At 36.5% G+C, this 23352-nt stretch carries 27 protein-coding genes and 5 pseudogenes; 21 read left to right on the top strand and 11 right to left on the bottom strand.

From position 1 onward, the window contains the following. The first annotated feature begins 101 nt into the window (after window positions 1–101). Complete coding sequence (locus CEF16_RS14450) at window positions 102–908, top strand: MurR/RpiR family transcriptional regulator (RefSeq protein WP_091587062.1); 807 nt, start codon at window positions 102–104, stop codon at window positions 906–908. Window positions 909–1199: 291 nt separating this feature from the next. After that, window positions 1200–1673, top strand: a complete 474-nt coding sequence (locus tag CEF16_RS14445; RefSeq protein ID WP_091587061.1) for a DinB family protein — start codon at window positions 1200–1202, stop codon at window positions 1671–1673. A 298-nt stretch (window positions 1674–1971) separates the two neighbouring features. On the opposite strand, the pseudogene CEF16_RS24930 reads toward CEF16_RS14445, so the two are convergent. The 3 genes and pseudogenes from CEF16_RS24930 to CEF16_RS24920 form a co-directional block, all read right to left on the bottom strand. Next, window positions 1972–2255, bottom strand: a pseudogene (locus tag CEF16_RS24930) (transposase). Between the two features lie 53 nt (window positions 2256–2308). Beyond that, window positions 2309–2743 carry a hypothetical protein gene (locus CEF16_RS24925; RefSeq protein ID WP_281259181.1) on the bottom strand — a complete coding sequence of 145 codons (435 nt, stop codon included), beginning with the start codon at window positions 2741–2743 and terminating at the stop codon, window positions 2309–2311. Then, entirely contained in the window at window positions 2740–3135 is a 396-nt protein-coding gene (locus CEF16_RS24920) for an IS110 family transposase (RefSeq protein ID WP_281259180.1), read from the bottom strand. Before CEF16_RS24920 ends, CEF16_RS24925 begins: the two co-directional genes overlap by 4 nt. Before the next feature lie 280 nt (window positions 3136–3415). Between CEF16_RS24920 and CEF16_RS14435 the strand changes: the two genes are divergently transcribed. Next, the gene (locus tag CEF16_RS14435) at window positions 3416–3985 is read left to right on the top strand and encodes a dihydrofolate reductase family protein (protein WP_091587060.1); all 570 of its coding nucleotides are present in this window, start codon (window positions 3416–3418) and stop codon (window positions 3983–3985) included. A gap of 64 nt (window positions 3986–4049) precedes the next feature. Here the strand turns inward: CEF16_RS14435 and CEF16_RS14430 are convergent. After that, window positions 4050–4837: pseudogene (locus CEF16_RS14430) on the bottom strand (transposase); the annotation flags it as partial. A 31-nt stretch (window positions 4838–4868) separates the two neighbouring features. Between CEF16_RS14430 and CEF16_RS25350 the strand changes: the two are divergent. Further along, a complete protein-coding gene (locus tag CEF16_RS25350) occupies window positions 4869–5054 on the top strand; it encodes a GrpB family protein (RefSeq protein WP_091587106.1) in 186 nt (61 codons plus the stop codon). A gap of 227 nt (window positions 5055–5281) precedes the next feature. Here CEF16_RS25350 and CEF16_RS14420 read toward each other — a convergent pair whose 3' ends face one another. Next, window positions 5282–5830 carry a helix-turn-helix domain-containing protein gene (locus CEF16_RS14420; protein ID WP_091587059.1) on the bottom strand — a complete coding sequence of 183 codons (549 nt, stop codon included), beginning with the start codon at window positions 5828–5830 and terminating at the stop codon, window positions 5282–5284. A gap of 851 nt (window positions 5831–6681) precedes the next feature. Between CEF16_RS14420 and brnQ the strand changes: the two genes are divergently transcribed. From brnQ to CEF16_RS14390, 7 genes are all read left to right on the top strand, one after another. Further along, the gene (brnQ, locus tag CEF16_RS14415) at window positions 6682–8037 is read left to right on the top strand and encodes a branched-chain amino acid transport system II carrier protein (protein WP_091587058.1); all 1356 of its coding nucleotides are present in this window, start codon (window positions 6682–6684) and stop codon (window positions 8035–8037) included. 82 nt (window positions 8038–8119) lie between these two features. Beyond that, window positions 8120–8383, top strand: a complete 264-nt coding sequence (locus CEF16_RS14410; RefSeq protein WP_091587057.1) for a (2Fe-2S)-binding protein — start codon at window positions 8120–8122, stop codon at window positions 8381–8383. A gap of 5 nt (window positions 8384–8388) precedes the next feature. Further along, window positions 8389–8730 (top strand): (2Fe-2S)-binding protein, encoded by a 342-nt coding sequence (locus CEF16_RS14405; RefSeq protein WP_091587056.1) that lies wholly within the window; start codon window positions 8389–8391, stop codon window positions 8728–8730. Next, entirely contained in the window at window positions 8723–9970 is a 1248-nt protein-coding gene (locus CEF16_RS14400; protein ID WP_091587055.1) for an NAD(P)/FAD-dependent oxidoreductase, read from the top strand. Before CEF16_RS14405 ends, CEF16_RS14400 begins: the two co-directional genes overlap by 8 nt. Continuing rightward, the gene (locus tag CEF16_RS14395; RefSeq protein WP_091587054.1) at window positions 9967–11148 is read left to right on the top strand and encodes an NAD(P)/FAD-dependent oxidoreductase; all 1182 of its coding nucleotides are present in this window, start codon (window positions 9967–9969) and stop codon (window positions 11146–11148) included. The genes CEF16_RS14400 and CEF16_RS14395 overlap by 4 nt, the downstream gene beginning before the upstream one ends. Window positions 11149–11442: 294 nt before the next feature. Further along, window positions 11443–11568 carry a hypothetical protein gene (locus tag CEF16_RS24915; RefSeq protein ID WP_281259178.1) on the top strand — a complete coding sequence of 42 codons (126 nt, stop codon included), beginning with the start codon at window positions 11443–11445 and terminating at the stop codon, window positions 11566–11568. Between the two features lie 157 nt (window positions 11569–11725). Further along, window positions 11726–12703 carry an ornithine cyclodeaminase family protein gene (locus CEF16_RS14390; RefSeq protein ID WP_091587053.1) on the top strand — a complete coding sequence of 326 codons (978 nt, stop codon included), beginning with the start codon at window positions 11726–11728 and terminating at the stop codon, window positions 12701–12703. Window positions 12704–12722: 19 nt separating this feature from the next. Here the strand turns inward: CEF16_RS14390 and CEF16_RS14385 are convergent. The 3 genes and pseudogenes from CEF16_RS14385 to CEF16_RS14380 all read right to left on the bottom strand — a co-directional run. After that, a pseudogene (locus CEF16_RS14385) lies at window positions 12723–13041 on the bottom strand (IS110 family transposase); the annotation flags it as partial. Window positions 13042–13087: 46 nt separating this feature from the next. Continuing rightward, window positions 13088–13235 (bottom strand): annotated as a pseudogene (locus CEF16_RS25345) (IS110 family transposase); the annotation flags it as partial. A gap of 149 nt (window positions 13236–13384) precedes the next feature. Next, window positions 13385–13654, bottom strand: a complete 270-nt coding sequence (locus CEF16_RS14380; protein ID WP_091587052.1) for a hypothetical protein — start codon at window positions 13652–13654, stop codon at window positions 13385–13387. A gap of 645 nt (window positions 13655–14299) precedes the next feature. Between CEF16_RS14380 and CEF16_RS25520 the strand changes: the two genes are divergently transcribed. The 3 genes from CEF16_RS25520 (at window position 14300) to CEF16_RS24905 (ending at window position 15149) form a co-directional block, all read left to right on the top strand. Next, window positions 14300–14497: an aldo/keto reductase gene (locus tag CEF16_RS25520; protein WP_342750504.1), complete on the top strand. Its 198-nt coding sequence runs from the start codon at window positions 14300–14302 to the stop codon at window positions 14495–14497. After that, window positions 14494–14832: an aldo/keto reductase gene (locus CEF16_RS25515; RefSeq protein WP_483860543.1), complete on the top strand. Its 339-nt coding sequence runs from the start codon at window positions 14494–14496 to the stop codon at window positions 14830–14832. Before CEF16_RS25520 ends, CEF16_RS25515 begins: the two co-directional genes overlap by 4 nt. Window positions 14833–14933: 101 nt before the next feature. Further along, a complete protein-coding gene (locus tag CEF16_RS24905) occupies window positions 14934–15149 on the top strand; it encodes an aldo/keto reductase (RefSeq protein ID WP_254781015.1) in 216 nt (71 codons plus the stop codon). A gap of 357 nt (window positions 15150–15506) precedes the next feature. On the opposite strand, the gene CEF16_RS14370 is transcribed toward CEF16_RS24905, so the two are convergent. Together CEF16_RS14370 and CEF16_RS23325 are read right to left on the bottom strand one after the other, a co-directional pair. Further along, window positions 15507–15776: a hypothetical protein gene (locus CEF16_RS14370; protein ID WP_091587051.1), complete on the bottom strand. Its 270-nt coding sequence runs from the start codon at window positions 15774–15776 to the stop codon at window positions 15507–15509. A gap of 335 nt (window positions 15777–16111) precedes the next feature. Continuing rightward, on the bottom strand, window positions 16112–16297 hold the full coding sequence (locus tag CEF16_RS23325) for a hypothetical protein (protein ID WP_139185998.1): 186 nt from the start codon (window positions 16295–16297) through the stop codon (window positions 16112–16114). On the opposite strand from CEF16_RS23325, the gene CEF16_RS24085 reads away from it, so the two are divergent. After that, a complete protein-coding gene (locus CEF16_RS24085; RefSeq protein ID WP_211295862.1) occupies window positions 16289–16558 on the top strand; it encodes a hypothetical protein in 270 nt (89 codons plus the stop codon). The genes CEF16_RS23325 and CEF16_RS24085 overlap by 9 nt on opposite strands. Next, window positions 16531–16893 (top strand): annotated as a pseudogene (locus CEF16_RS14360) (tryptophan--tRNA ligase); the annotation flags it as partial. The gene CEF16_RS24085 and the pseudogene CEF16_RS14360, both read left to right, overlap by 28 nt. Window positions 16894–16979: 86 nt before the next feature. On the opposite strand, the gene CEF16_RS14355 reads toward CEF16_RS14360, so the two are convergent. Further along, window positions 16980–17999 carry a LacI family DNA-binding transcriptional regulator gene (locus CEF16_RS14355; protein WP_091587049.1) on the bottom strand — a complete coding sequence of 340 codons (1020 nt, stop codon included), beginning with the start codon at window positions 17997–17999 and terminating at the stop codon, window positions 16980–16982. A gap of 351 nt (window positions 18000–18350) precedes the next feature. Here CEF16_RS14355 and CEF16_RS14350 point away from each other — a divergent pair, with 351 nt between their 5' ends. The 5 genes from CEF16_RS14350 to CEF16_RS14330 all read left to right on the top strand — a co-directional run bounded on the left by CEF16_RS14350 (window position 18351) and on the right by CEF16_RS14330 (window position 23332). Beyond that, complete coding sequence (locus CEF16_RS14350) at window positions 18351–19649, top strand: ABC transporter substrate-binding protein (protein ID WP_091587048.1); 1299 nt, start codon at window positions 18351–18353, stop codon at window positions 19647–19649. A 137-nt stretch (window positions 19650–19786) separates the two neighbouring features. Further along, window positions 19787–20647 (top strand): carbohydrate ABC transporter permease, encoded by an 861-nt coding sequence (locus CEF16_RS14345; protein ID WP_091587047.1) that lies wholly within the window; start codon window positions 19787–19789, stop codon window positions 20645–20647. Further along, window positions 20647–21465, top strand: a complete 819-nt coding sequence (locus CEF16_RS14340) for a carbohydrate ABC transporter permease (RefSeq protein ID WP_091587046.1) — start codon at window positions 20647–20649, stop codon at window positions 21463–21465. The genes CEF16_RS14345 and CEF16_RS14340 overlap by 1 nt, the downstream gene beginning before the upstream one ends. A 100-nt stretch (window positions 21466–21565) precedes the next feature. Beyond that, entirely contained in the window at window positions 21566–22297 is a 732-nt protein-coding gene (locus CEF16_RS14335; RefSeq protein ID WP_091587045.1) for a ThuA domain-containing protein, read from the top strand. 27 nt (window positions 22298–22324) lie between these two features. After that, the gene (locus CEF16_RS14330; protein ID WP_091587044.1) at window positions 22325–23332 is read left to right on the top strand and encodes a Gfo/Idh/MocA family protein; all 1008 of its coding nucleotides are present in this window, start codon (window positions 22325–22327) and stop codon (window positions 23330–23332) included. Window positions 23333–23352: the final 20 nt, after the last annotated feature.

Genomic DNA, 23352 nt, shown 5'->3' with positions numbered 1-23352 from the left:
GCCATAGGGGCTCGGCGGCAAGTAGAGTTTTTCTAAAGGCGGGAAATGATAAAGGTATGCTAAAATAGTAAGGACAACCTATCCATAGAGGAGACGTTCCCATGGGATCTATCATTGGACACATTCAAGTGAATTATCCTAAGTTAAGTAAAATGGAAAAAAGAATAGCAGATTATATAATGGAGCATAAAGAAGATCTTTTAAATATTCATATAGGAGAGCTTGCAGAAAATATTGGAGTGTCAGAAGCAACGATTACCCGTTTTAGCCGTAAGGTAGGCTGCAAAAACTTTGTGGAATTGAAAATTTTATTGCGGGATGTGGTGGAACGAAACTCAGAAACAACCGGTATTATTGGCAGTGTGGATGACATTTATGACACGGTGCTTCAATCAACCCGGCAGGTCTTAGATGAAAAAGCTCTGCAAATTGCTGTCACTTGGTTAGAAAAAGCCAATTCTATACATATTTATGGTATTGAAAGCTCAGGGCTTAGTGCAGAAGAAATGAAAAAAAGAATGCTTAGGATGGGATACAAAGTGGATGCCCACACAGATTCTCATGTCATGCTGATAAACTCTTCGATACTCGGGCAGGAAGATGTGATTTTAGCTATATCAAATTCTGGGGAGACAAGAGAAGTCATTGATGCTTGTCAACTTGGAAAAAAACAGGGAGCAAAAGTAATAAGTATTACAAATCATGATCAGACGCCATTAAGTAAAACCTCAGATATTTTGCTGTTTACTTCTAATTTAAAAATTCACGAGGCAAAAGGTCTTATCAATTCACAATTATCGATGATTTATGTCCTGGATATATTAAGCATGATGCTTGTTCAAAATGAGCAGGCAGCAAAGCGCTATAAAAAGACGGTAAATGCTTTAAACCATTATAAAAAAATATGAGACCAGGTCTAGGACTAACGGGTTCAGTTTAAGCAGAAAAAACAACAAAGAATATTATTCCTTCAGGCCAAATCTTATTAGGTTTGGTCTTATTTTTGCCTACAAACACTTCTGATTTACATGTTACATTATCAAAATAAATGGATTTTATGTTGAAATAAGAGTAAGAGTTATTCAACAAACTAGGCCTTATGTTGAATAAAAGGATGAGCTTTTGAGCAAGCGAGAAGAACTCCTTAGCCAGTCATGTGATAAACTTAAATAGAATCACAAAGAAGGAGTGTGAAAGGAATGAAAGAAGACGGTATTTTTGAACAATATGATTTTTACAGGGAGTCATCAATCCAACTACTTGATTCTATTGCCTCCGAAGAACAAGCTGATGTGATTCCAAATGGACATAGTAATTCTCTGCGCTGGAATTTAGGACATATCCTCGTTGCACAGGAGGGAGTAATGTATTACTTTGGGATGAATCAACCCGGAGATATTCCCACAAAAATACAGGAATCTTTCAAACCGGGGACAAGTCCAAAGGATTGGTCTACCTCACCTCTTACTTTGAATGAAATACGCGAGTTGTTATTAGAACAAAAGGAACGAATAAGAGAGACATTTTCCGGAAGATTAGGAGAACCGGCAGCCAATGTGTTTGTATTTAGCGATAAAAAGTTAAAGATGGTGGGGGATCTGTTCACATTCACCCTGTGGCATGAAGGGTTACATCAGGGTGTTATCAACGGTATGAAACGAGCTTTAAAATAAATACTCATGAATTTCTCAAAGCTTAATTCCACCAAATGATTTGTTAGCATTCCATTTAGCCATTCACAGTAAAAGAATTAGAGACATTAGAACAAGAAATGGAATCCATTCGAAAAGGACAAGAGGAACTGAACAAAAAGACCAGTAAAGGAATAGATAAATCTTCTTCTACAATACCAGCTAATAGAAGGTCAATAGGTAGGCTAAAAAAGTCATGTTACAATAAATTGCGCATGCTAAATAAGCTTCAAACATGTTGATTTTAAGTTTTTCCTTAATTGGTTTTTCATGGAAATTACTATACCTTGAATGCCTCTTTACGTTTTAATAATGCATAAATCCAATGAATGAGCTTGTTGGAACAAGCAATAATAGCTACTTTATGTGGCTTTCCCTCTTCGCGCTTTTTAACATAGCAGGCTTTTAGTTTTGGATTGCGATTTTTTGTGATTCCACATTGCACAGCGGTATAGAGGGTTTGCCGAAGGCGAGAAGATCCTCTCTTCGTGATTTTGTTAATGGTTGCTCTGAACTTGCCCGAACCAGTTTTTTAGGGTGATTAAACGAATCGATTTCTCCCATTTCGGAAATGATTGTTGCCGCAATTTTTCCGCCAATACCGGGGATCGATTGGATCATTTTATATTCTTCAAATTCTTCTGCCATGCATCTATCTCTTTGTCTAGTTTGGATAGGTGCTTTTGGTATTGAAGAAGAGGGTTAATGTACATCGTAAGACTAACGATGTGACTTGTATATAAGTTACGTTTAAAAGGGTCTCTATCAGCTGCTTCCTTTAGCTTATGAGCTTTCTCTAAAGCCCATTTATAGGAGCGTTTCACCCCTTGTTTAAGAATCATTTCAGCGATTTCATCAGCCGTTTCCTCATTTACACCTTGAGGTGTTTGATAATAAAGTAATGTTGATAAAGAAGTAGGCGAATATAAGGATCCGAATACCTTTTTATATTCAGGGAAAACTTGATCTAATATCGTTAGAAATTGGAGTTTGGTTTGTACATAGGTCCCTGTTAGAGATTCATGTTGATGGGTTAGATTACGCAAATTCATAGTGCGAACGCTTTTCTTTTGGAAGGGTTCGAGGTCCTCATTTCTGTAGTAAAGTCCCCTAAATGAAAGGCATCGATCGCATCTGTTTTTACTTTCCTTAAACTCGTCTTTTTCGCTTCATAGGAAAGAACGGGATTAACTAAATAGTAAACAATTTGGTGGTCCTCTAAGGACTGTAAAACAGGTTCATGATAATGTCCCGTAGATTCAAAAACGACTGCCGGAGGAAGTCTTGAAACTTCTTGCACCTCTTGATAGAACCGATAAAAGTCATGCAAGCCTAACACGTTATGATCAAAAACAAAACTTTTCTTGTAAGGTTTTTTCTTCTGTAAAAAGGCTTGTACTTGGCTTTTTCCTTTTGCGACATCCAGGCCAATGACTGGATCCATTTGTTATCACGTCCCCTTCATTTAATTAGCCGGCAGCCCCTAGTCCTACCTTGTAGTTTCATAGCTTCGCTTGTTATGCGGGATCTGTGCCCCAACCAGCCTCAAACATGTTTCTACAAGTAGGGGGTGGACAGTATTACGGACGGGATCGAGGTCCCACGGGCGCTATTCTGAGTAAGAAATCAGTAACGTTATTCAGAAATAAATGCTGTAAATAACGAAAATATAAAAAACTTGGCGGGGAGAAATAATATCTAAATGATTAAAGGGAGGAACAATTATGTCTAATAACGTAAGACCAAGAAGAATAATTTTAGATTTAGCAGTTACTTTAGATGGTTTTATTGAAGGGAAAAATGGGGAAGTTGATTGGTGCATTATGGACTCTGAGATGGGGTTTATTAATTTCTTAAATCAAATTGATACTATTTTATATGGAAGAAAAAGCTACGATTTATGGGGACAATTTACTCCAGAAATTGAAGATACTGATACTGAAAAAGAAATTTGGGAATTAGTTCATAGTAAAGAAAAATATGTGTTTTCCAGAACGCAAAAAGGGACTGATAATAAAGCAATATTCATAAATGATAATATTCTTGAAGAAGTAAATAAATTAAAGAATAAGCCTGGTAAAGACATCTGGTTATATGGTGGAGCAAGTCTTATTACAACTTTTATCAATTTAGAGCTTGTTGATGAATTTAGATTATCTGTTCACCCTGTTATTTTGGGAGAAGGAAAACCGTTGTTTATTGATATAAAACAGAGGTTGAATTTAAAAATGGTTAATACAAGAACGTTCTCCTCTGGCGTTGTGCAACTAATCTATCATTTAAATGGGAATTAATAATATTGCACATTCCAAAGATAAAATACAATAAATATCATTAGGAAAAACTCAATAGTAATTGTCACTTCTTCAACAATCGAGGAGGCTGGGACATAACTAGCCCGAAATAGTAAAAAAGATTCCGATTATCGTTTTTTGATAATCGGAATCTTTTTTGGTTATTATTCAGGGGTCCATGAAATGTGGAGGCGGTATACTTTCTCAAGTTTACCGCCATGAATGCAAATCCTAGTTCATTTTCTACTTTTTCTTTACCTCTTACCGACATTCGGAAGAAACACAAATTAGCCTTCAAAAAGACTGGCTCTACATCTATCTTACGCTTACCATAGATTTCACCCTTTTTCGTTTCCGAAAGCTTTCTCTTCTATATGCTTTTTGGTTTTCCCATTTTTTGTTGTAATAAACCTTTCGATTCTTTCCTTCCTTTGCTTTTGTACACTTGGATCGTAAGGGACAACCAGAACAGTCTTCACATTCATAGACTTTAAATGTTCGTTGAAATCCTGCTTTATCCGTTCGGTTTGACGTATAGCGAAAGGTCAATTTTTTCCCGTTTGGACAGGTGAATGAATCGTCTTCTTGATCATAGTCCCAGTTGGAAATGTTAAATGGATTTTCCTTATAATTCTTTTTCTTCTCTTTACGATACAAGTTATACGTGATGAGTGGCGTACGTTTTCGATGGTTTAGAATATTTTCATCATTTTGCTCGCTTCCATAGCCTGCATCAGCGACGATATATTGGGGTAACTCAAAGAAGCTTTTCTCCATTTTATCTAGAAAAGGAGTGAATGTACGTGTGTCGGTTGGATTGGGAAATACATCATAGGCGAGCGCATATTGTCCTAAGGGGTATTCTCCAGCTGGATTAGAAAAAATATCCTTCCATGTTCATATAGGGACAAAGGAACAAGAATTTTTATGGGATAGAATATATTTTAGGGATTATCTTAAAGTAAACCCTTCTGTCGCAAGTGAATATGAAAGGTTGAAGTTAAAATTAGCTGAAACCTATAAAAACACGACAGGGAGGCTTATACTGAAGGTAAGACGACTTTATTAGAAAAATAACTCATTTAGCGAAAGAAAAGTTCATAAATGAATAGGGACTTCCTTGTTCAGCTTTAGTGGAACAATACAAAAAATGATAAAACTGTTTATAAACCAACATTTATCTATTCTTTTTTTGAAGTATATAATGTTAAACATTGGACGGAGATCAATGTGTAAAATATATTAAAAATGGCTACCAGTTCAGATAGCCGTTTTGTTGAACTTTTTGTTTAAAAATTAATCACGAGAGGTAGCAGCACTAATAAATAAAAAATTAGTAGGTTTGTCTGTTTTGTTAAACCAGTTGTGAGGTCTGGTTGAATCCATATGAATGCTGTCCCCAGGGTACAGATCGTATTCAGTGTCATCAAGAATGATAGTCATGATTCCATTGATAACATAAATAAATTCCTGCCCTTCATGAGAAAAAGGTGTGCCTCGTTTATCTCCAGGTAATAAGGTAACTAGAATTGGCGTAAACAAGGGATTTGATACATTACCAGATAGATCTGAATAAGTAAAGGATGACTTATGTTCCGTTTGTTTTTCAGTTGCTCTTCTGATCATATCTTTGTCAATTTGTATAGTGTCAGGAAAGAAATAACTGGGGCTGACACCAAGAGCTTCAGATAATTTTCGTAAGGAGAGTAACGTAATGGAACAAAGAGAACGTTCTACTTGGGATAAGAAGCTTATAGATAAATTCGTTTTTTCGGAGACTTCCTTCAATGTCATTTTTTTCTCCTTACGGAGTCTTTTTATTAGATTCCCTAATTCTGGATCCATTTTTATACCCCCAAATATAGATTAGTGTAAGAAATTATAGAAATAAGCTAGTTTTCTTGTAAACGTTAGAGAGGATTTAGGTTAAATGAATTACGTATATCAAAATCCTTAATGTTATAAGAGCTTAGAATGATAAAATTAAATCATGTGTGATATGTTCTTACAAAGCATTTGATGACTTCATTAGTTTCATTTTATAATTTAAGCATCACTTAAAAAGTTTATTTCTACTTAAGTTTTAAATACCAAATTTGAGTTCAAATTATTTTTTTAACTTAAGTGGTATTTAATTCTTGGTTTAAAGTTTTACTCATTAAAAGCTCTTTGAAAGAATATATCGGTTATATGCGGAATAATCTATAAAATATGGGTGTGTTAAAATTTTCTGAAAAAATATTTGATTTTTAAGAAAATAGTAAGTATAATAACATTATGATTAAAAATTAAAGTGTGACTTAAAACATTTTAATTTTCACTTTAATTTGATAAAAATAATTGTAACATATTAACCTAGTAATGGTGAAGTTATTTAGCGTTTAAATATCTTATTTGAGTATTATTTTTTTAACTAAAAATTTAAGTGTAACTTCAATTTTAGATGTTATTTGTAGTATTAATTAAATTAATTTGAAGGGGGTTAGATATTCTTGGCTCAATAACCTTACATGGGTTTACAGATGCTATATTGCCATAGATAGGGTATCGCTAGGAGTGATTGTGGCCAACCGCAACATTTGTATGTTAGGAAGCAGTTATGGCTGACGCTATGTTTATTTTATTGAAAACGGTTACAGGAGTGCGTTGGGTAGAAAGGATGAATAAGAAGGGTAAAATAATTAGGAGGGCTTTAAATGAAAAGTACTTTATCGACAGGACGACTAATAGTAATTGGTCTTATGCTATTAGCGATGTTTCTTGGGGCAGGTAACACAATATTTGCACCCATGGTAGGTCAACTTGCAGGAACGAACACGTGGATTGCGATGTCAGGGTTTTTGATTACAGGTGTCGGTCTTGTCTTATTAGCGGTTATAGCTTTAGCTATATCGGGGGGCACAGTAGAGAATCTTGCCGCAAGAGTACATCCAAAGTTCGGTATGTTATTTTCCATTGCCCTATTTTTAACTTTAGGACCAATATACGTTATCCCAAGAACTACATCAGTGGTATATGAAATATCAGTGTATCCTATTATCACAGAGATGGGTCAGACAAGTAAATTATTCTTATTTCTCTTTTCTTTTCTCTTTATTTTACTAACTGTCTTGCTTTCTCTTAATCCAAGCAAGTTTGTAGATAGGTTAGGTAAAGTGATCACACCTGTATTTGCTACGCTTTTAATCATATTAGTAGTTAAGTCATTCATTACTCCGATGGGGAGTTTTGGAGAACCCAAAGACCCATACATACAAGAAACGTTTTTCAGAGGATTTGTTCAAGGGTATTATACAATGGATGTTCTTGCCGCGTTTATATTCGGAGGTATTTTTATTAAGTCTATCAAAGTTTTGGGCATTGAAGGGAAAAAAGCAACATCCATTGTTTTTATTAAAGCTGGCGTTATAACTGTAATTAGTTTGGCTCTTTTGCAGTTATCTTTAGCTTGGATAGGAGCCTCAAGTGTAGATGCCATTGGATATGCAGGCAATGGTGGAGAAGTGTTAGCAGACAGTGCCATCCATCTATTTGGATACGTCGGTATATTCTTGATCGGTTCGGTTATATTTTTAACCGGAATAACGACAAATATAGCGTGCTTATCATCAGTAGGAGAATATTTTAATAGAATCTATCCAAATATCTCTTATGAAAAATGGGTAACACTATTAGCTGTTCTTAGTTTAATAATTACCAATTTTGGTTTGAATACCATACTTGAGTTAGCGTCACCAATTTTACTTCTTTTATATCCAATAGCGATTACATTAATTATTCTTTCCTTTACCAATAATCTATTTAAAGGTTATCAATCCGTATATGTAGGCTCGATTATGGGTAGTGGATTTGTTGCATTGTTAGATGCTTTAAAAGAAGCGAATGTTTTTGCAGATTTTATTAGTAAAACCTTTTCTTTTATTCCATTGTTCAGTAGTGGGGCAGGATGGATCATTACGGGACTGATTGGAGCTGTGATCGGTACTATTGTAGCTGTTATGAAAAAGCCAGAAGAAAGAAAGTTCGATATAGGAGGGGAAGAGGTTTCCTAACTTATCATTCATAATTTTAGCATTAATTACTAAGTAACTTTCATTCACGCACAAATAATTTAATTTAATGGAGGTGTTTCAAGTGAAAGAAGATGAAATGATCATATGCAGGTGTGAAGAAGTAAGTTACGAGGAATTGGAGACTACAGCTGCCGAGTATAAATGTTCGGCTAGGGAATTAAAGCTTCGTACTAGAGCAGGTATGGGGTATTGTGGTGGAAGATCATGTCGGACTATGGTGGATAAAATAGCTGCTACAACAGCAAATGATCAAAATCGAACCTCTGTATCATTGAAATATCAGCCACCTATACGCCCGATTAGCTTTGAAAATTTAGGAGGGTAATATAAATGACGCGAAGAATCTTAGACCACCCTATACTCGGTAAGATCGAGGATGATAATTATGTCTCCTTCACGTTTAATCATAGGGTCTATAAAGGATTGGAAAATGAATCTTTGGCTGCCGCACTTTTAGCCAATGGAATTCGCACCCTGCGACACCACGAAAAAAGCGGGGCATCAAGAGGTATTTATTGTAATATTGGCCATTGCTATGAGTGTAGAGTTTCAGTAGATGGTCAGCAGGGAATCCGGGCATGTCTTACACCTGTAAAAGATGGAATGATTGTAGAAAGTGGTGGCCAACTACAAACTCCCCGTATAGAAGATGGAGGACTGGAAAATGGATAACGCAATCATTATAGGAGCTGGACCTGCAGGTTTAACAGCGGCTGTTACTTGTGCAGAAAAGGGGTTAGAGGTTGTTGTCATTGATGAGTATATGAGAGCTGGTGGCCGATTACTAGGACAGCTTTATGAAGAACCGAATGGGAACTGGTGGAATGGAATTAAAGAATCAAATAAATTGTATAAAAAAGCAGTTGATCTTGGTGTGAATTTTCATTTAAACACAGCTGTAAATAACATCGAAAATTCAAATGGAATATGGACTATTTATACAGAAAGGGACACATTTCATACGCCTAGTCTGTTATTAGCAACGGGTGCAGCAGAAGCTCCTATACCTGTACCTGGTTGGACGTTACCTGGGGTGATGTCGGTTGGAGCTGCACAGGTAATGACAAATGTTCACCGCGTTAAACCCGGAGAGCGTGGGGTTATTATCGGTGTGAATGTTCTTTCGGCTGCTATTGCGATGGAGTTACAACTAGCTGGCGTAGAGGTAGCTTCTCTTACTTTACCAAAAACGAACCAAATGACACAGGATTCAGGTAAACCAAAAGAAGTTCTAGATTCTCTTCTTCATGTATCCCATATGGCCCCATCTCCATTCATTCGATATGGGAGTAAGTTAATGAAGAATGACTTTATGAAAAAATTTGGGGTTAAGTTCTATCCTAAAAAAGGAGTGAAAATGTGGGATATTCCAATTCAACTTCGAAAAGCTGTCACCGAAATTTATGGTGAAAATGAAGTAGAAGGAGTAACATTGGCAACGATTAATGCTGATGGAGAAGTGGTTTCTGGTAGTGAGGAACATATTCCAGTAGATTTCGTTTGTATTGCCGGAGGTTTATACCCATTAGCTGAACTAGCAGCAGTTGCAGGTTGTCCATTTTATTTAGTGGAGGAATTAGGAGGTTATGTTCCTTTACATAATGAACGGATGGAAACCCCTCTGGTAGGACTGTATGTTGCAGGGAATATCACTGGGATTGAAGGAGCAAAGGTTGCTGCTGCGCAGGGGAGAACGGCAGGTTTATCAATGGCGCACTATGCTGGAATGGATGAATTAGATGGTGAAATTAAAAATTCTATTGAATGGACTGAACAGACCAGGGATAGTGCACATATACAATTTCATCCGAAAATAGAAGCAGGAAGAAAGAAAATTTTGAAGCAATGGGACGCTTATCAATCGAATAAAGAAAGATCAGTTGTTACTAATAGGCAAGGAGGAATAACATGACGAACATATGTCATCGCGATGTCGTTGTAATCGGGGGCGGGATTATCGGTTCATCGATCGCTTACTATTGCTCAAAATCTGGCTTAGACATAACGGTGCTTGAAAAGAAAGAACTGGCTAGTGGTACATCCTCTAAGTGCGATGGAAACATTTTGGCAGTGGATAAAGATCCGGGATTTGATAGTCAAATGTCTCTAAAAAGTCAACAAATGGTCAATGAATTAAATAATGAACTTGAAATCCCATTTGAATATCGGAGTCCTGGTAGTGTTTTAGTTTGTGAAAATGATACGGAAATGGAAGCTGCACAAAAATGGGTGCAGCAACAACAAGAGGCGGGTTTAGATTTTCGAATGTTGGATCGGGAAGACCTACGCAATGAATCTGATTACTTCGCAGATGATCTCCGTGGTGGGCTGGAGTGTAGAACTGATTCTATAGTAAACCCCTATATGTTAACCTATTCGATGATTCATCGTGCCAAACAATTCGATGCGAAAATACATACGAATACGGAAGTGAAAAATCTTTATAAAAACCAAGTAAATCAATTTGTAATCGAGACAAATAACGGAACCTTTACCGCCAATAAGGTGGTCAATGCTTGTGGTGTATGGGCTCCATTTATCGGAGAGATGTTAGGTATTGACATTCCAATAAAACCGCGTAAAGGTCACGTAATTGTAGCTTCAAGACAACAGCCTGTTACAGTTAGAAATGTAATGGAATTTGGCTACCTCATTTCAAAGTTTGGTGGGGAGAGACACGTAGATCCAGTAACTGATAAATATGGCGTTGCGTTAGTTTTCGAACCTACGGTAAGTCAAAACTTTTTAATTGGTAGTAGTCGTCAATTTAATGGATATGAAACAAAAGTAGATCATGAAGTAATCAAATATGTAGCAAAAAGAGCTGTTCGTTTCTTCCCTAAAATAGAGGATATGACTGTTATAAGAACATACGCAGGATTACGACCATGGACAGCTGATCACCTTCCAATTATTTCAAATGTTGAAAAGGTACCAGGGTTTTATATAGCAGCAGGACATGAAGGGGATGGAATAAGCTTAGCTGCGATTACAGGTAAAGTAATCGAAGAAATGATCAATGAAAATGATACATCGATTCCAATTGAAGCCCTTCGTTATGACCGATTCCATGTTAATGCAAAGCCGTGATCCGAATGAATTCAAAGAATTATTAGGAAAATTTGTGGGAAACAAAATAATTGTTGTGAGGAGAATTAATTGGAGCAAGTAATCCGTAATTTCTTTTTATTTTTTCTAATAATAAGTCTTTTATAAAAGCAGCAAAGAATTATGGTTTCCGATTTGAAGTATCACGCTTCGTGGTAGGAGTAGATATTGATAATGCAGCTGAACAAGTTAAAAAATTAATAAGATTTTATAGTTATTGTTGATCACTTAGGGGAGTTTATTGATGAATAAGAGGCAAGGAAATCTGTTGCTGGTGTGCACGCAATTGAAGTGATTGCAGAAAAAGGGCTAAATGCAGAATTATCATTGAAAATGACATCGATGGGGTTAGATATTTTATTTAAACTTGTACAAACTGCGGGAAATTCTAGAGTAGTATAACATGCATCATTTAGTAGAACGACCAGCAAATGGCGATTTATTTTAAAGGGTTTTCTGGATCAACGGTTTTGGCTTAGGCCGTTACAGACAAATTGGCTTTCGATTTCTCAAGTGAAAAAGATACAGGTTGGATATCAGCAGGAAAGGATGAAAAAGTATGTTAATCTTAAATACTGATGAACAAAAAAATTTAGTAGATATGAATGAGGTCATTGAATGCACAGCTGTCTCATTAAAGGAATTTTCAGAAGAAAGAACAGTTACACCTATTCGTGCCGCCTTACCATTTGATGGTGGTCAAAATACTGCATTAGTAATGCCTTCTGTGGCTGAAGAACTCGAGAGCCTTGGATTAAAAGTAGTAACCGTAGCTCCAAATAACAAGAAATTAGGGAAGAAAACCATAAATGGTATTGTGATGCTATCAGACTTCAAAACAGGAGAACCCACCGCTCTTTTGGAAGGCTCTTATTTAACAATGATTAGAACAGGCGCCTTATCAGGTGTAGCAACGAAATATTTATCCCGTCAAGATTCAAAAAAGTTATGTATTATAGGTACAGGAGAACAAGCAAAAGGTCTGGTTGAAGCTGTACTCGCTGTTCGAGACATTGAAGAGATTTTACTTTATAACCGAACAGAACAAAAAGCACAAGAATTTAATGAATATATTAGAAAGAAATTTAATAAACGTGTAAGAGTATATTCGGACCCAAACGAAGCAGTACGCGAAGCTGACATTATTGTAACTACAACCAACTCTTCAACACCGGTTTTTTCAGAGTCATTAAAACCGGGTGTTCATGTCAATGCAGTAGGTTCATTTAGACCAACAATGCAAGAGTTACCATCTCATGTAATTTCTCTAGCCGACAAAGTAGTAGTGGAATCTAGAGAAGCAGCATTAGAAGAGACTGGCGATTTACTAGTTCCGGTTAACGAAGGCGTTTTTAAGCCAAGCGACATCTATGGAGAGCTTGGGCAAATTGTAAACGGAGAATATAAGGGCAGAGTCAGCGATCAAGAAATCACCGTGTTTAAATCAGTTGGATTAGCTGTTGTGGATATTGTTGTAGCCAAATATTTTTATAAAAAAGCTATTGAAAATAATGTAGGAACTAGTATTCAATTGTAAGTTATAGATATTTTCGAAACTGAGTATTATCTCTGTTTTCTTTATTCTTTTTAACAAGATGGGGATAAACGGATACAACATCAATATCTCTATCATAAAAGCCATTGAGACGGGTTTAACCAGTAATGTCCAGTAGGTTCCATACCAACGATTTCTGTATCAAGGTCTTTGGTGTTTTTTAATTGATTTATCCATTCTAGTAACTTAGTAAAGCCATCTTCATGGTTTTCAAAAGATAGGGGATCGCTGACCACAATACCACGAAAATTTACAGCTCGATCCACGTGTGTTTGTTGAGCAATATCTACAACGGTATGGGAAGAAAAAATCGGTGTTATTCCATTTAAGTTAAAAGTCGTGTTACAATAAAATTGCGCATGCTAATCCCAATTTCGGAATGATTGTGGCAGCAATTCTTTTCCACCAACACCGGGGATTATCGGATGATTTTATATTCGTTACATTCTTTTGCCAGGGCATCTATCTCTTTGTCTAGTTGGGATAGATGCTTTTGGTATTGAAGAAGAATATCATATATGAAATAATTAGAGCCTAATTTCTCAGGATTATAATCGAGAAATTAGGCTTTTTTATACTCGGATTTTAACGTAGTAAATCCACAGGTTATACTGAAACTTCTTATTCTCATTCTGCCAGCTGCCATCTGAATTGTTTGTATTATTATCCAACTTTTTCCCTTCTTCTTGTAGAAAATTCCACAACTACGTCAGTGATTTTGTTTGCATCAGATATATCTTTCACTTGTCCCAAACATCTCATTTCGTTATCTGCATAACGTTTTGCTATTCTATAACATTCGATGGAATGACCAAACCGTCTTCGTAATTCTGATTTTTTTTCCGTAAAGAGCTGTGCCCACATTTTACGTTCAAAAACATTGTAGTCATGCCACGTTCTCTTTGGTTTCAGAAAAAACACCTTTTTCATCATAAAAATCCCTCCATTCGGAATTTTCTGAATAATAAATGTTTTGTATTTTGTTATTAATATACTTATTCCCTATTCTCTCATTATTTAAACTAAAATTTCTTTATTAAGTACATATGTTCAATTGCGTAATTCTTGAGAATCTTATTAAGATTCAAATGTACACTATTATTGAATTCATTGAGAAAGATGTCCATACTCATCATCCGCATCGCTTGTTATACGAGTTCAAGTATGGGATGGACAGTATTACGGACGGGATTGAGGTCCCACGGGCCATAGCGTCCTACCCCGGGTTAAGAATAATTCATAAAAAAAGTTAAACAGAATAACTGGTCAACCTTCTAATCGAACGGGTCATTTAACGGAATAAAACTTTCAAACAAAACTGGATATTTATGTTAATGTTGGGGCGTGAAATTGTGAAGGATTATACTTAACTAGAAAAGTTTATTGTTTATATCACTTTTTTAGACCAAGGTTTATTGACTTTATTATATTTATTAGAAAGAGGGATAAAACTCATGGAATATGTGAAAATTGAAAATACTGGTTTAGATGTATCACGAATTTGTCTGGGTACCATGGGTTTTGGTGATGCAGAGCGTTCATCATAAATAGGTACTTGATGAAGAGAAAAGCCGTCCGATTATTAAAAAGGCACTAGAATTAGGGATCAATTTCTTTGATACAGCAAATATGTATTCAAACGGAGCGAATGAGGAAATTGTGGGACGTGCTTTAAGAGATTTTGCAAATCGGGATGAAATGTCCTTACGACAAAAGTTTATTATCAAATGCATGACGGTCCAAATGGTGCTGGACTTTCTCGGAAGGCAATTATGAGCGAAATTGATATAAGCCTTAAACGGCTTGGAACCGATTATGTCGATCTCTATATGATTCACCGTTGGGATTACAACACCCCGATTGAAGAAACGATGGAAGCATTGCATGATGTGGTAAAATCCGGGAAAGCGAGATACATTGGTGCTTCTGCGATGTATGCATGGCAGTTTCTAAAGGCAAATCATATTGCGGAGAAAAACGGCTGGACTAAGTTTGTATCCATGCAACCATCTGAACCTTCTGTAGTGAAGAAGAAAGGGAGATGCTTCCGCTTTGTAAGGAAGAAAAAATTGGCGTTACTCCATTTAGTCCACTTGCATCAGGGAGGTTAACACGTGATTGATCGGAAACCACAGAACGTTCGGAAACAGATCCAATTCAAAAAGAGAATTATGATGCAACAGCAGATGCTGATAGATTAATAGTAGAACGTGTGGCCAGACTCGCTGAAAAGCATGGTGTTCCACGCGCTCAAATTGCACTTGCCTGGTTACTGCAGAAAGAACCGGTAACAGCTCCAATTGTCGGTGCTACAAAATTCTCTCATCTTGAAGGTGCAGTAGCTGCTCTTTCGGTTTCGCTAACGCCTGAAGAAGTTGTGTACTTGGAAGAGCCATATGTACCGCACTCAATAGTGGGTCATAATTAATAGTGTTTTATTGTTAAAAAGTTAATTACAAAAGAAAAGCCCATTTTCGTAATAGATTGCCAATAAGGCATAAATCCAATGAATGAGCTTGTTGGAGCAAGCAATGATAGCTGCTTTATATGGCTTTCCCTCTTCACGTTTTTTATCATATTTGGAAATGAGTTATACTGATTATTCAGCAAAAGTAACATGCTTTAACGTTTATGAAATAATTAAAGCCTAATTTCTCAGGGTTATAATCGAGAAATTAGGCTTTTTTATACTCGGATTTTAACGTAGTAAATCCACAGGTTCTTGACTTTATACTGAAACTTCTCATTCCCATTCTGGCAGCTGAAGTCTGAATTGTTTGTATTATTATCCAACTTTTTCTTTTCTTCTTGCAGAAAATTCCACAACTACGTCAGTGTTTTTGTTTGCATCAGATATATCTTTCACTTGTCCCAAACGTCTCATTTCGTTATCTGCATAACGTTTTGCTATTCTATAACATTCGATGGAATGACCAAACCGTCTTCGTAATTCTGATTTTTTTTCCGTAAAGAGCTGTGCCCACATTTTACGTTCAAAAACATTATAGTCATGCCACGTTCTCTTTGGTTTCAGAAAAAACACCTTTTTTATCACAAAAATCCCTCCATTCGGAATTTTCTGAATAATGAATGTTTCTACTTTTTTGTTATTATACTTATTCCCTATTCTATCATTGTTTAAACTAAAATAAAATATTTTTGTTAATTAAATATCAAATAAACAATTATAGGAAATGATATGTATGCTTTTTTCTATTTAATTTAGGTATTATTCCATTATATTCCTAATGAAATACAAAAATCCCATAAATTTGAAGGGGATATAGTAATCTCTAACACAAAACGAGGCAGAGGTATCTATAGACTGTATATCCTGCATAGTTACATGAAATTTAATACGTGCAACCTCCTATGAAACGTTTAAATGCGTTAGTCAAATTTTTTCGGATGATGTAATTGATCACGCAGCTGTTCTAGAAATTGCTGTAACGCGGTGCCAAAAACGAGATTTGGTTGATAAATGATCCCGATTACTAATTGCAGATCCAGGTTATCAATGGCACATGCAATCGTCCCTTTTAGAAGAATGGCTAGACCGAAATTGTGTTGGACCATTTGTTTAATCAGGAAAATTCTGTTGAGGAAACTATTCAGGAAGTAATCGATCTTCAATTATTGGGCTGTTCTATTCAAAAATGTGATGTTGATACAATTGTAGTTGGCGGTGATCTGGCTCCTGCATTGGTTATGAATCGGATAATGTCTCTTAATGGGACGGTCATTGTCAGTGGTGATGGACGCAGAGTGAGCGGATTGGTCCTGATCCTAAAAAAAATAACATTATTTGATCTGAAGTTCCAGAGTACGCTGCATTAGGTTGGGTTATGACTACGTTATATTATGTCGGTGAACTTGAACGAATGGCACAGTATAAAGATAAATCTCAACGTCATGGTGAGTCCATCCCTGGGGCTGCTTGCTTATTCTCCTCTTATGGCTGCAGATATACTACTTTACCAAGCAGACTATGTTCCAGTAGGAGAGGATCAAAAACAACACAGAAATCACGAAAAACTTAGCCCGACGTTTTAATAATCGGTATGGAGGATATTTTTAAAATTCCAGATATGCACACCCCAGAAGTTGGAGCAAGAATAATGTCTTTACAGGAACCGAAAAAAATGAGTAAGTCTGATTTAAATACAAACGCAACGACCTTCTAAAGCAGAAATACAAAGGATTCTGCATTCTACTTGACTAGAGTATATAATAGTTTATGTGGACAAGGGTAAAAATATCAGGTCGTTTGTTGACGCTTACTTAAATAGTGACCGCATGATTCACGCACTACTAAAGTGTCTTCTAACACATATTGGAATTGCGTTAAAGGTTCTTTATTCAATAGGTCTAATAAGAGAGACATGGATTTCTGTCCAATTTTAAATGCTGGTTGTGAAATCGTTGTTAATTGAGGAGTAAACATGGAAGCCATTTTTATGTCATCAAAACCTACTACAGCAACATCCTCAGGAACTTTTACACGTAATGTTTCTGCAGCTTTAATAGCCCCCATAGCCATTTCATCGTTCGCTGCAAATACAGCATCCGGTCGAGCTTCCATAGATAAAAGCTTATACATGATATTGTATCCTGATTCTATGTTGAAATCTCCCTCTTGAATATAAGACGTTTTAATAGGAAGACTATTTGATTGTAATGCTTGTTTAAATCCTCGAAGTCTATCTATACCTAACACCGTATTCATTGGGCCGGTAATATGAGCCACGTTCTTGTAATTTAAATGAATGAGATGTTCGGTTATTTTACGCGCAGCACTTATATTATCTATAGAAACAGTAGGAATGGTAGCGTCTTCAAAGTATTCGCAAGCCAGTACTATATTATGGTTTTCACACATATCTAGTAGAACATCGCGGTCAACTCTTGATGTAAGCATAATTAAGCCATCGACTTGTTTTTGTTGTAACATATTAAAGCATTTCACATTATCGAAATTGGTCTGTTCTGCGTCCATTATTAGTACCTCATAATCTTTCTCATTGGCAAGCGTTTGAATCCCTTTCAATATATTTGAGAAAAAGGGATTGGCGAGATCAGGCACCACTACTAATATTGTATTGGTATGAGCTGTTCTTAAATAACGCCCCAGGGCATTTGGTTTATAATTTAATTCCTTAACAGCTTTTAACACAATCTGTTTATTTTTTTCTGTTACGGATCCCGTGTTACTTAAGACTCTAGAAACGGTAGCCACGGAAACGTTTGCGTGTTTGGCAACATCTTTAATGGTAGGCATATTTTTAATCCTCGCAATTCTTGTAAATTGTAAACGATTACTTAACTATTGACAATTATCATATTCCAACCTATTATTTTTGTCAAATAGATCCTAAAATAAACAAAAAAAGATTGACAAATTTAACAGAAGTAATATAGAATTCAACCATAGTTGTAATCGTTTACTTTTCGAAAAATCTAAACATTTTGAGAGGGTTGATAAAATAAAGAATGTAATTTAAGTTTTTATTTTTTTAGTTCACTTTTGTAATCGTTTACTTTTTCATAAAGGTATGAAGATCATGATTAGTAAGAGACGTTATTGTTTAAGGTGAAAGCGGATTTATTTAATGGGAAGGAGAGGGTTTATTTGAAAGGGAAAAAGTTTTATGCAGGAGTCGCTTCGGCTTTGTTACTATCTAGTGTATTAGCAGGGTGTTCATCTTCTAATGACGAAGGATCGTCCAGTGCCGCATCAGAAGATCAAGTTACAGTAGATATCTTCCAATATAAAGTAGAATTTAAAGAGCAGTTTGAAGATATCGTAAAGCAGTATGAGGAAGAAAATCCTGGTGTAAATATCAATGTAAAAACGGTCGGTGGCGGAAACGACTATGGCAGTGCACTTAAGTCAGCATTCGCATCAGGGGAAGAACCGGATATTTTTAATGTCGAAGGACCATCTGTTGTGGAAGAATATAAAGATTACCTGACAGACTTATCAGATACAAAAGCGGCAGATGCCGCTCTTGAAGGTACACTTGAAAGTGTTACAGATGGCGAAGAGGTTCACGGATTACCTTATAACCAGGAAGGATACGGATTAATTTATAATAAAACAATCTTTGAAAAAGCAGGCATTAATCCGGATGACATTCTTACATTTGAAGATTTAGAGGACGCGGTTGAAACGTTAGACAACCACAAAGAAAAATTAGGAATTGAAGCAGTGTTCGCTCTTCCCGCCAAAGAAAAATGGGTGACTGGAAACCATTTATCAAACGCGTTTGTTGCTCCAGAATTCAATGATAATCCTTTAGATGCTTATGAAGCGGAAACAATAGCATTCGAAAAAGGCGATGAAATGAAAAGGTTTCTTGATCTGCAAAATCAATACTCTGTGCAGCCTTCCATAAGTCTTGATTATTCGCAGCAAGTAGAAGAGCTGTTTTCTCTTGAGGGAGTAGCCATGATTCAACAAGGAAACTGGGTATACAATGCTATTTATGAAATGGATCCAGAATTTGCCAAAAATAATATTGGTATAATACCAATCCCAGTTGAAGGACATGAAGGAAGTCTTCCGGTAGGAGTTCCTAACTATTGGGCTGTAAATAACAATAGTGATGATGAAGTCATCGAGGCATCAAAAGACTTCTTGGATTGGTTGTATACATCAGAAACCGGCAAAGAAGTAGTCTTAAATGACTTTAAATTTATCCCGGCATATGAAGGGTATGATACATCACAAATAGCTGACCCTCTATCTCAGGAAATCTATCAATATGCTGACGAAGGGAAAACGATCGGATGGGTATTTATGGGATATCCTAGTGCTTGGACAGATAATGTGTTGGGAGCTTATATCCAGAAATATTTAAGTGGAGAAATGACCTGGGAAGAGTTAGAAGATATATCACAAAGCAAATGGGAAGAGGCAAGACAATAATTGTTTATAAAAAGAAAAACTGCTAACAAGGCAGCAATCATAAAGCTGTCTTGTTAGCTCCATTGAAATACATGTCCAACACTTGTTTTACAGAATTTAGGCCATGTGGATGGTAGAAATACATCGGAGGCGATCACATGCGAAATCGGGATGTTTCATTCTGGTTATTTTTAACACCGGTTATACTTAGCTTAAGTTTGGTTGTCATCATTCCCTTTGTCTATGGATTCATTTTTTCCTTCACTAACTGGAATGGTTTAACGGCCTCAAAGTTTCTAGGTTTTTCGAATTATATCAAGTTATTTCAAGATGCTGAATTTGTGAATGCGATATGGTTTACGATTCAATTTTCAGTGGTTACCGTCATTCTTCTTAACATTTTAGGTTTAAGCCTCGCTTTAATTGTAACTCGAAAACTGAAATCCAGTAACTTTTTAAGAACCATCTTTTTTATGCCTAATTTAATTGGTGGTCTGATTCTAGGGTTTATCTGGCAGTTTATTTTTATTAGTGTATTTGATGATATTGGCAGCGCGCTTGGTATTGAAGCGTTAAACGGCTGGTTGTCAACAACAACGACTGGTTTTTGGGGGCTTGTAATCCTAACCACCTGGCAAATGGCTGGATATATTATGATTATTTACATCGCTTACTTGCAAAATATCCCAAACGAATTAATTGAAGCCGCTGAAATTGATGGGGCCAACAGCTTTCAACGATTCCGTAATGTTACGTTCCCACTGGTTGCACCAGCCTTTACCGTCAGTATGTTCTTAACGTTATCGACTTCGTTTAAAATTTACGACCAGAACTTATCACTGACAAATGGGGGGCCTCATAATTCCACGCAAATGGTGGCGATGGAAATTGTAAAAACAGCCTTTAGTGAGAATCAAATGGCGTTTGCGCAGGCAAAAGCGGTTATTTTCTTCATTTTAGTAGCGACCATTGCCATAGCGCAGGTTTATTACAATAAAAAAAGGGAGGTCGAGATGTAATGAAGAAAAAACAACGAGATTTATTCCTGGTGGAAATTCTTGGCCTCTTCCTTGCCTTAGTATGGATCGCTCCGTTTTATTTAATGATTGTTAATGCGTTTAAAACGAAAAGAGGCATTTTTGAAGGAGTCCTTGGATGGCCTGAGGAAGTCACAACCGAAAATTTTGTCGATGCCTTTATTGAATTGGAATTTTTGCAGTCTCTGTTTAATTCCGTATTAATTACAACGGTGAGTATTGGGATTATTGTTCTCTTTGCCTCGATGGCGGGATATGCGCTGGCAAGAAATAAAAGTAAGCTAAGTAACGTCATCTTATTAATTTTTGTAGCCGCTATGCTTATTCCCTTTCAGTCCGTGATGATTCCACTCGTTTCTCTTTTTGGAATGGCGGAAATGTTGAACCGCGCTGGCCTGATCTTTATGTATTTAGGATTTGGCTGTAGTCTCGCGATCTTTTTATACCACGGGGCGATGACGGGGATATCGAGAAGCCTGGACGAAGCCGCTATTATCGATGGAGCGAATCGATTTCAATTGTTTTGGTATGTTATTTTCCCATTGTTAAAGCCGATTTCGGTAACGGTGGGCATTCTAAATGTCATCTGGATCTGGAATGATTTCTTATTACCTTCTCTTGTATTAGGAGAATCAAGTGCCACAATCCCTTTAAAAATGTTCTTTTTCTTCGGACAATACACAAAACAGTGGCATTTAGCACTAGCAGGATTAACGATCGCGATTATTCCGGTAATCATCGGTTACTTCTTTGCTCAAAAGCAAATTATTAACGGGGTATCCGAAGGGGCCGTTAAATAAGTCAATTTAGTACTCAATGAAAATTGGAAGACAGCACGTTATATAAACGTTTGTCTTTTCCATAAATATAAAAATATTCAAAACAAAGGAGATTATTAGTATGAATGTAGTTGTATGGAACGAAAATCGTCATGAAAAGTCGAATCCAATGGTGGCCGAAATCTATCCGAACGGTATTCATGGAGCGATTGCCGAATTTTTAGAAGAAGATCAAATCCATGTAAAAACCGCAACATTAGATGAAGAAGACCATGGATTAACAGATGAACTCTTAAATGAAACAGATGTGCTGATCTGGTGGGGCCATAAAGCCCATGATGAGGTCAAAGATGATATCGTAGAAAAGGTACACAAGCGAGTTCTAGAAGGAATGGGGCTTATTGCTTTACACTCCGCTCACTTTTCTAAAATCTTTAAAAAATTAATGGGTACTACCTGTGACCTGAAATGGCGTGAAGCCGATGAGACAGAGCGTCTTTGGGTGGTCGATCCAAGTCACCCGATTACAGAAGGGATTGGTGAATATATTGAGCTGGAAAAAGAAGAGATGTATGGAGAGCATTTTGATATTCCAGCCCCTGACCAGTTGATCTTTATGAGCTGGTTTGAAGGAGGAGAAGTCTTTCGCAGCGGCTCTACCTATCAACGTGGAAAAGGAAAGATATTCTATTTCCGGCCGGGTCATGAAACCTATCCTACGTACTATAACAAAGAAATACAGCGAGTTATCAAAAATGGTGTGAAATGGGTGAATAACGTAAACACTCCGGCTCCGGTCTATGGGAATGCAAAACCTCTAGAGGAAATTACTAAAAAGCAAGTAAAACAATAATAAATAAACAAAAGGGAGATGAGAAATATGACCAATCTAAAAGTAGCCGTTATCGGATGTGGAAGCATTACTAAAAACCGTCATTTATTGGAGTATGACAATAATCAACAAACAGAAATCGTTGCCGTTTGCGATATAAATGAAGAAAGGGCTCAAGAAGCCGCTGAAAAATACGAGGCAAATGCTTATACAAACTATGAACAATTATTAGAAACAGAAGAGATAGACGCTGTAAGTGTTTGTCTGCCAAACTACTTACATGCTCCAGTCAGCATCGCTGCTTTAAATGCCGGATGCCATGTATTATGTGAAAAACCAATGGCAACTTCCAGGGAAGAAGCAGACAACATGATTAAAGCAGCTGAATCTAATCAGAAAAAGTTAATGATAGCGCATAATCAACGCTTTGTTGCCTCCCATGTAAAAGCAAAAGAATTAATCGAAAAAGGTGATGTCGGAAAGATTTATAGCTTTCGAACAACATTTGGACATGGGGGACCAGACAGATGGAGTGCTGATGGTAAAAAAAGTTGGTTCTTTAATAAGGGACAAGCGGTGATGGGTGCTATGGGGGACCTTGGTGTTCATAAAGCAGATCTCCTCCGTTACTTATTAAATGAAGAGTTTGTGGAAGTGGCAGGATTTGTTGAAACTAATACTAAGCAAAATATAGATGTTGATGATAATGCTGTTTGTATATTAAAGACAGAAAGCGGTGTGGTTGGTACACTAGCTGCAAGCTGGGCATATAAAACGATCGAAGATAACTCCACGGTTATTTTTGGCGAACATGCCACGTTACGTCTAGAAGATGATCCTAACTATTCATTAATTGCTCAGTATACAAACGGTGATGTTGTTAAATATGAATTAGGACAAATTCAATCGAATGATAAAGGCGGACAAACTAATACCCAAGTGATTAATCATTTTGTTGAGTGTATTATTCATGATAAGGAACCTTTAATTAGTGGAGAAGAAGGGAAGAAATCTCTTGAAGTTATTTTAGCAGCAATGGAATCGAATACACATTAAAACTTAACTAGTCATAATAT

The organism is Alteribacillus bidgolensis (assembly GCF_002886255.1).
In the GTDB taxonomy this organism is placed as follows: Bacteria; Bacillota; Bacilli; order Bacillales; family Marinococcaceae; genus Alteribacillus; species Alteribacillus bidgolensis.
The sequence above is the reverse complement of the archived record's forward strand: the minus strand, read 5'-3'. Positions and strand labels throughout refer to the sequence as shown.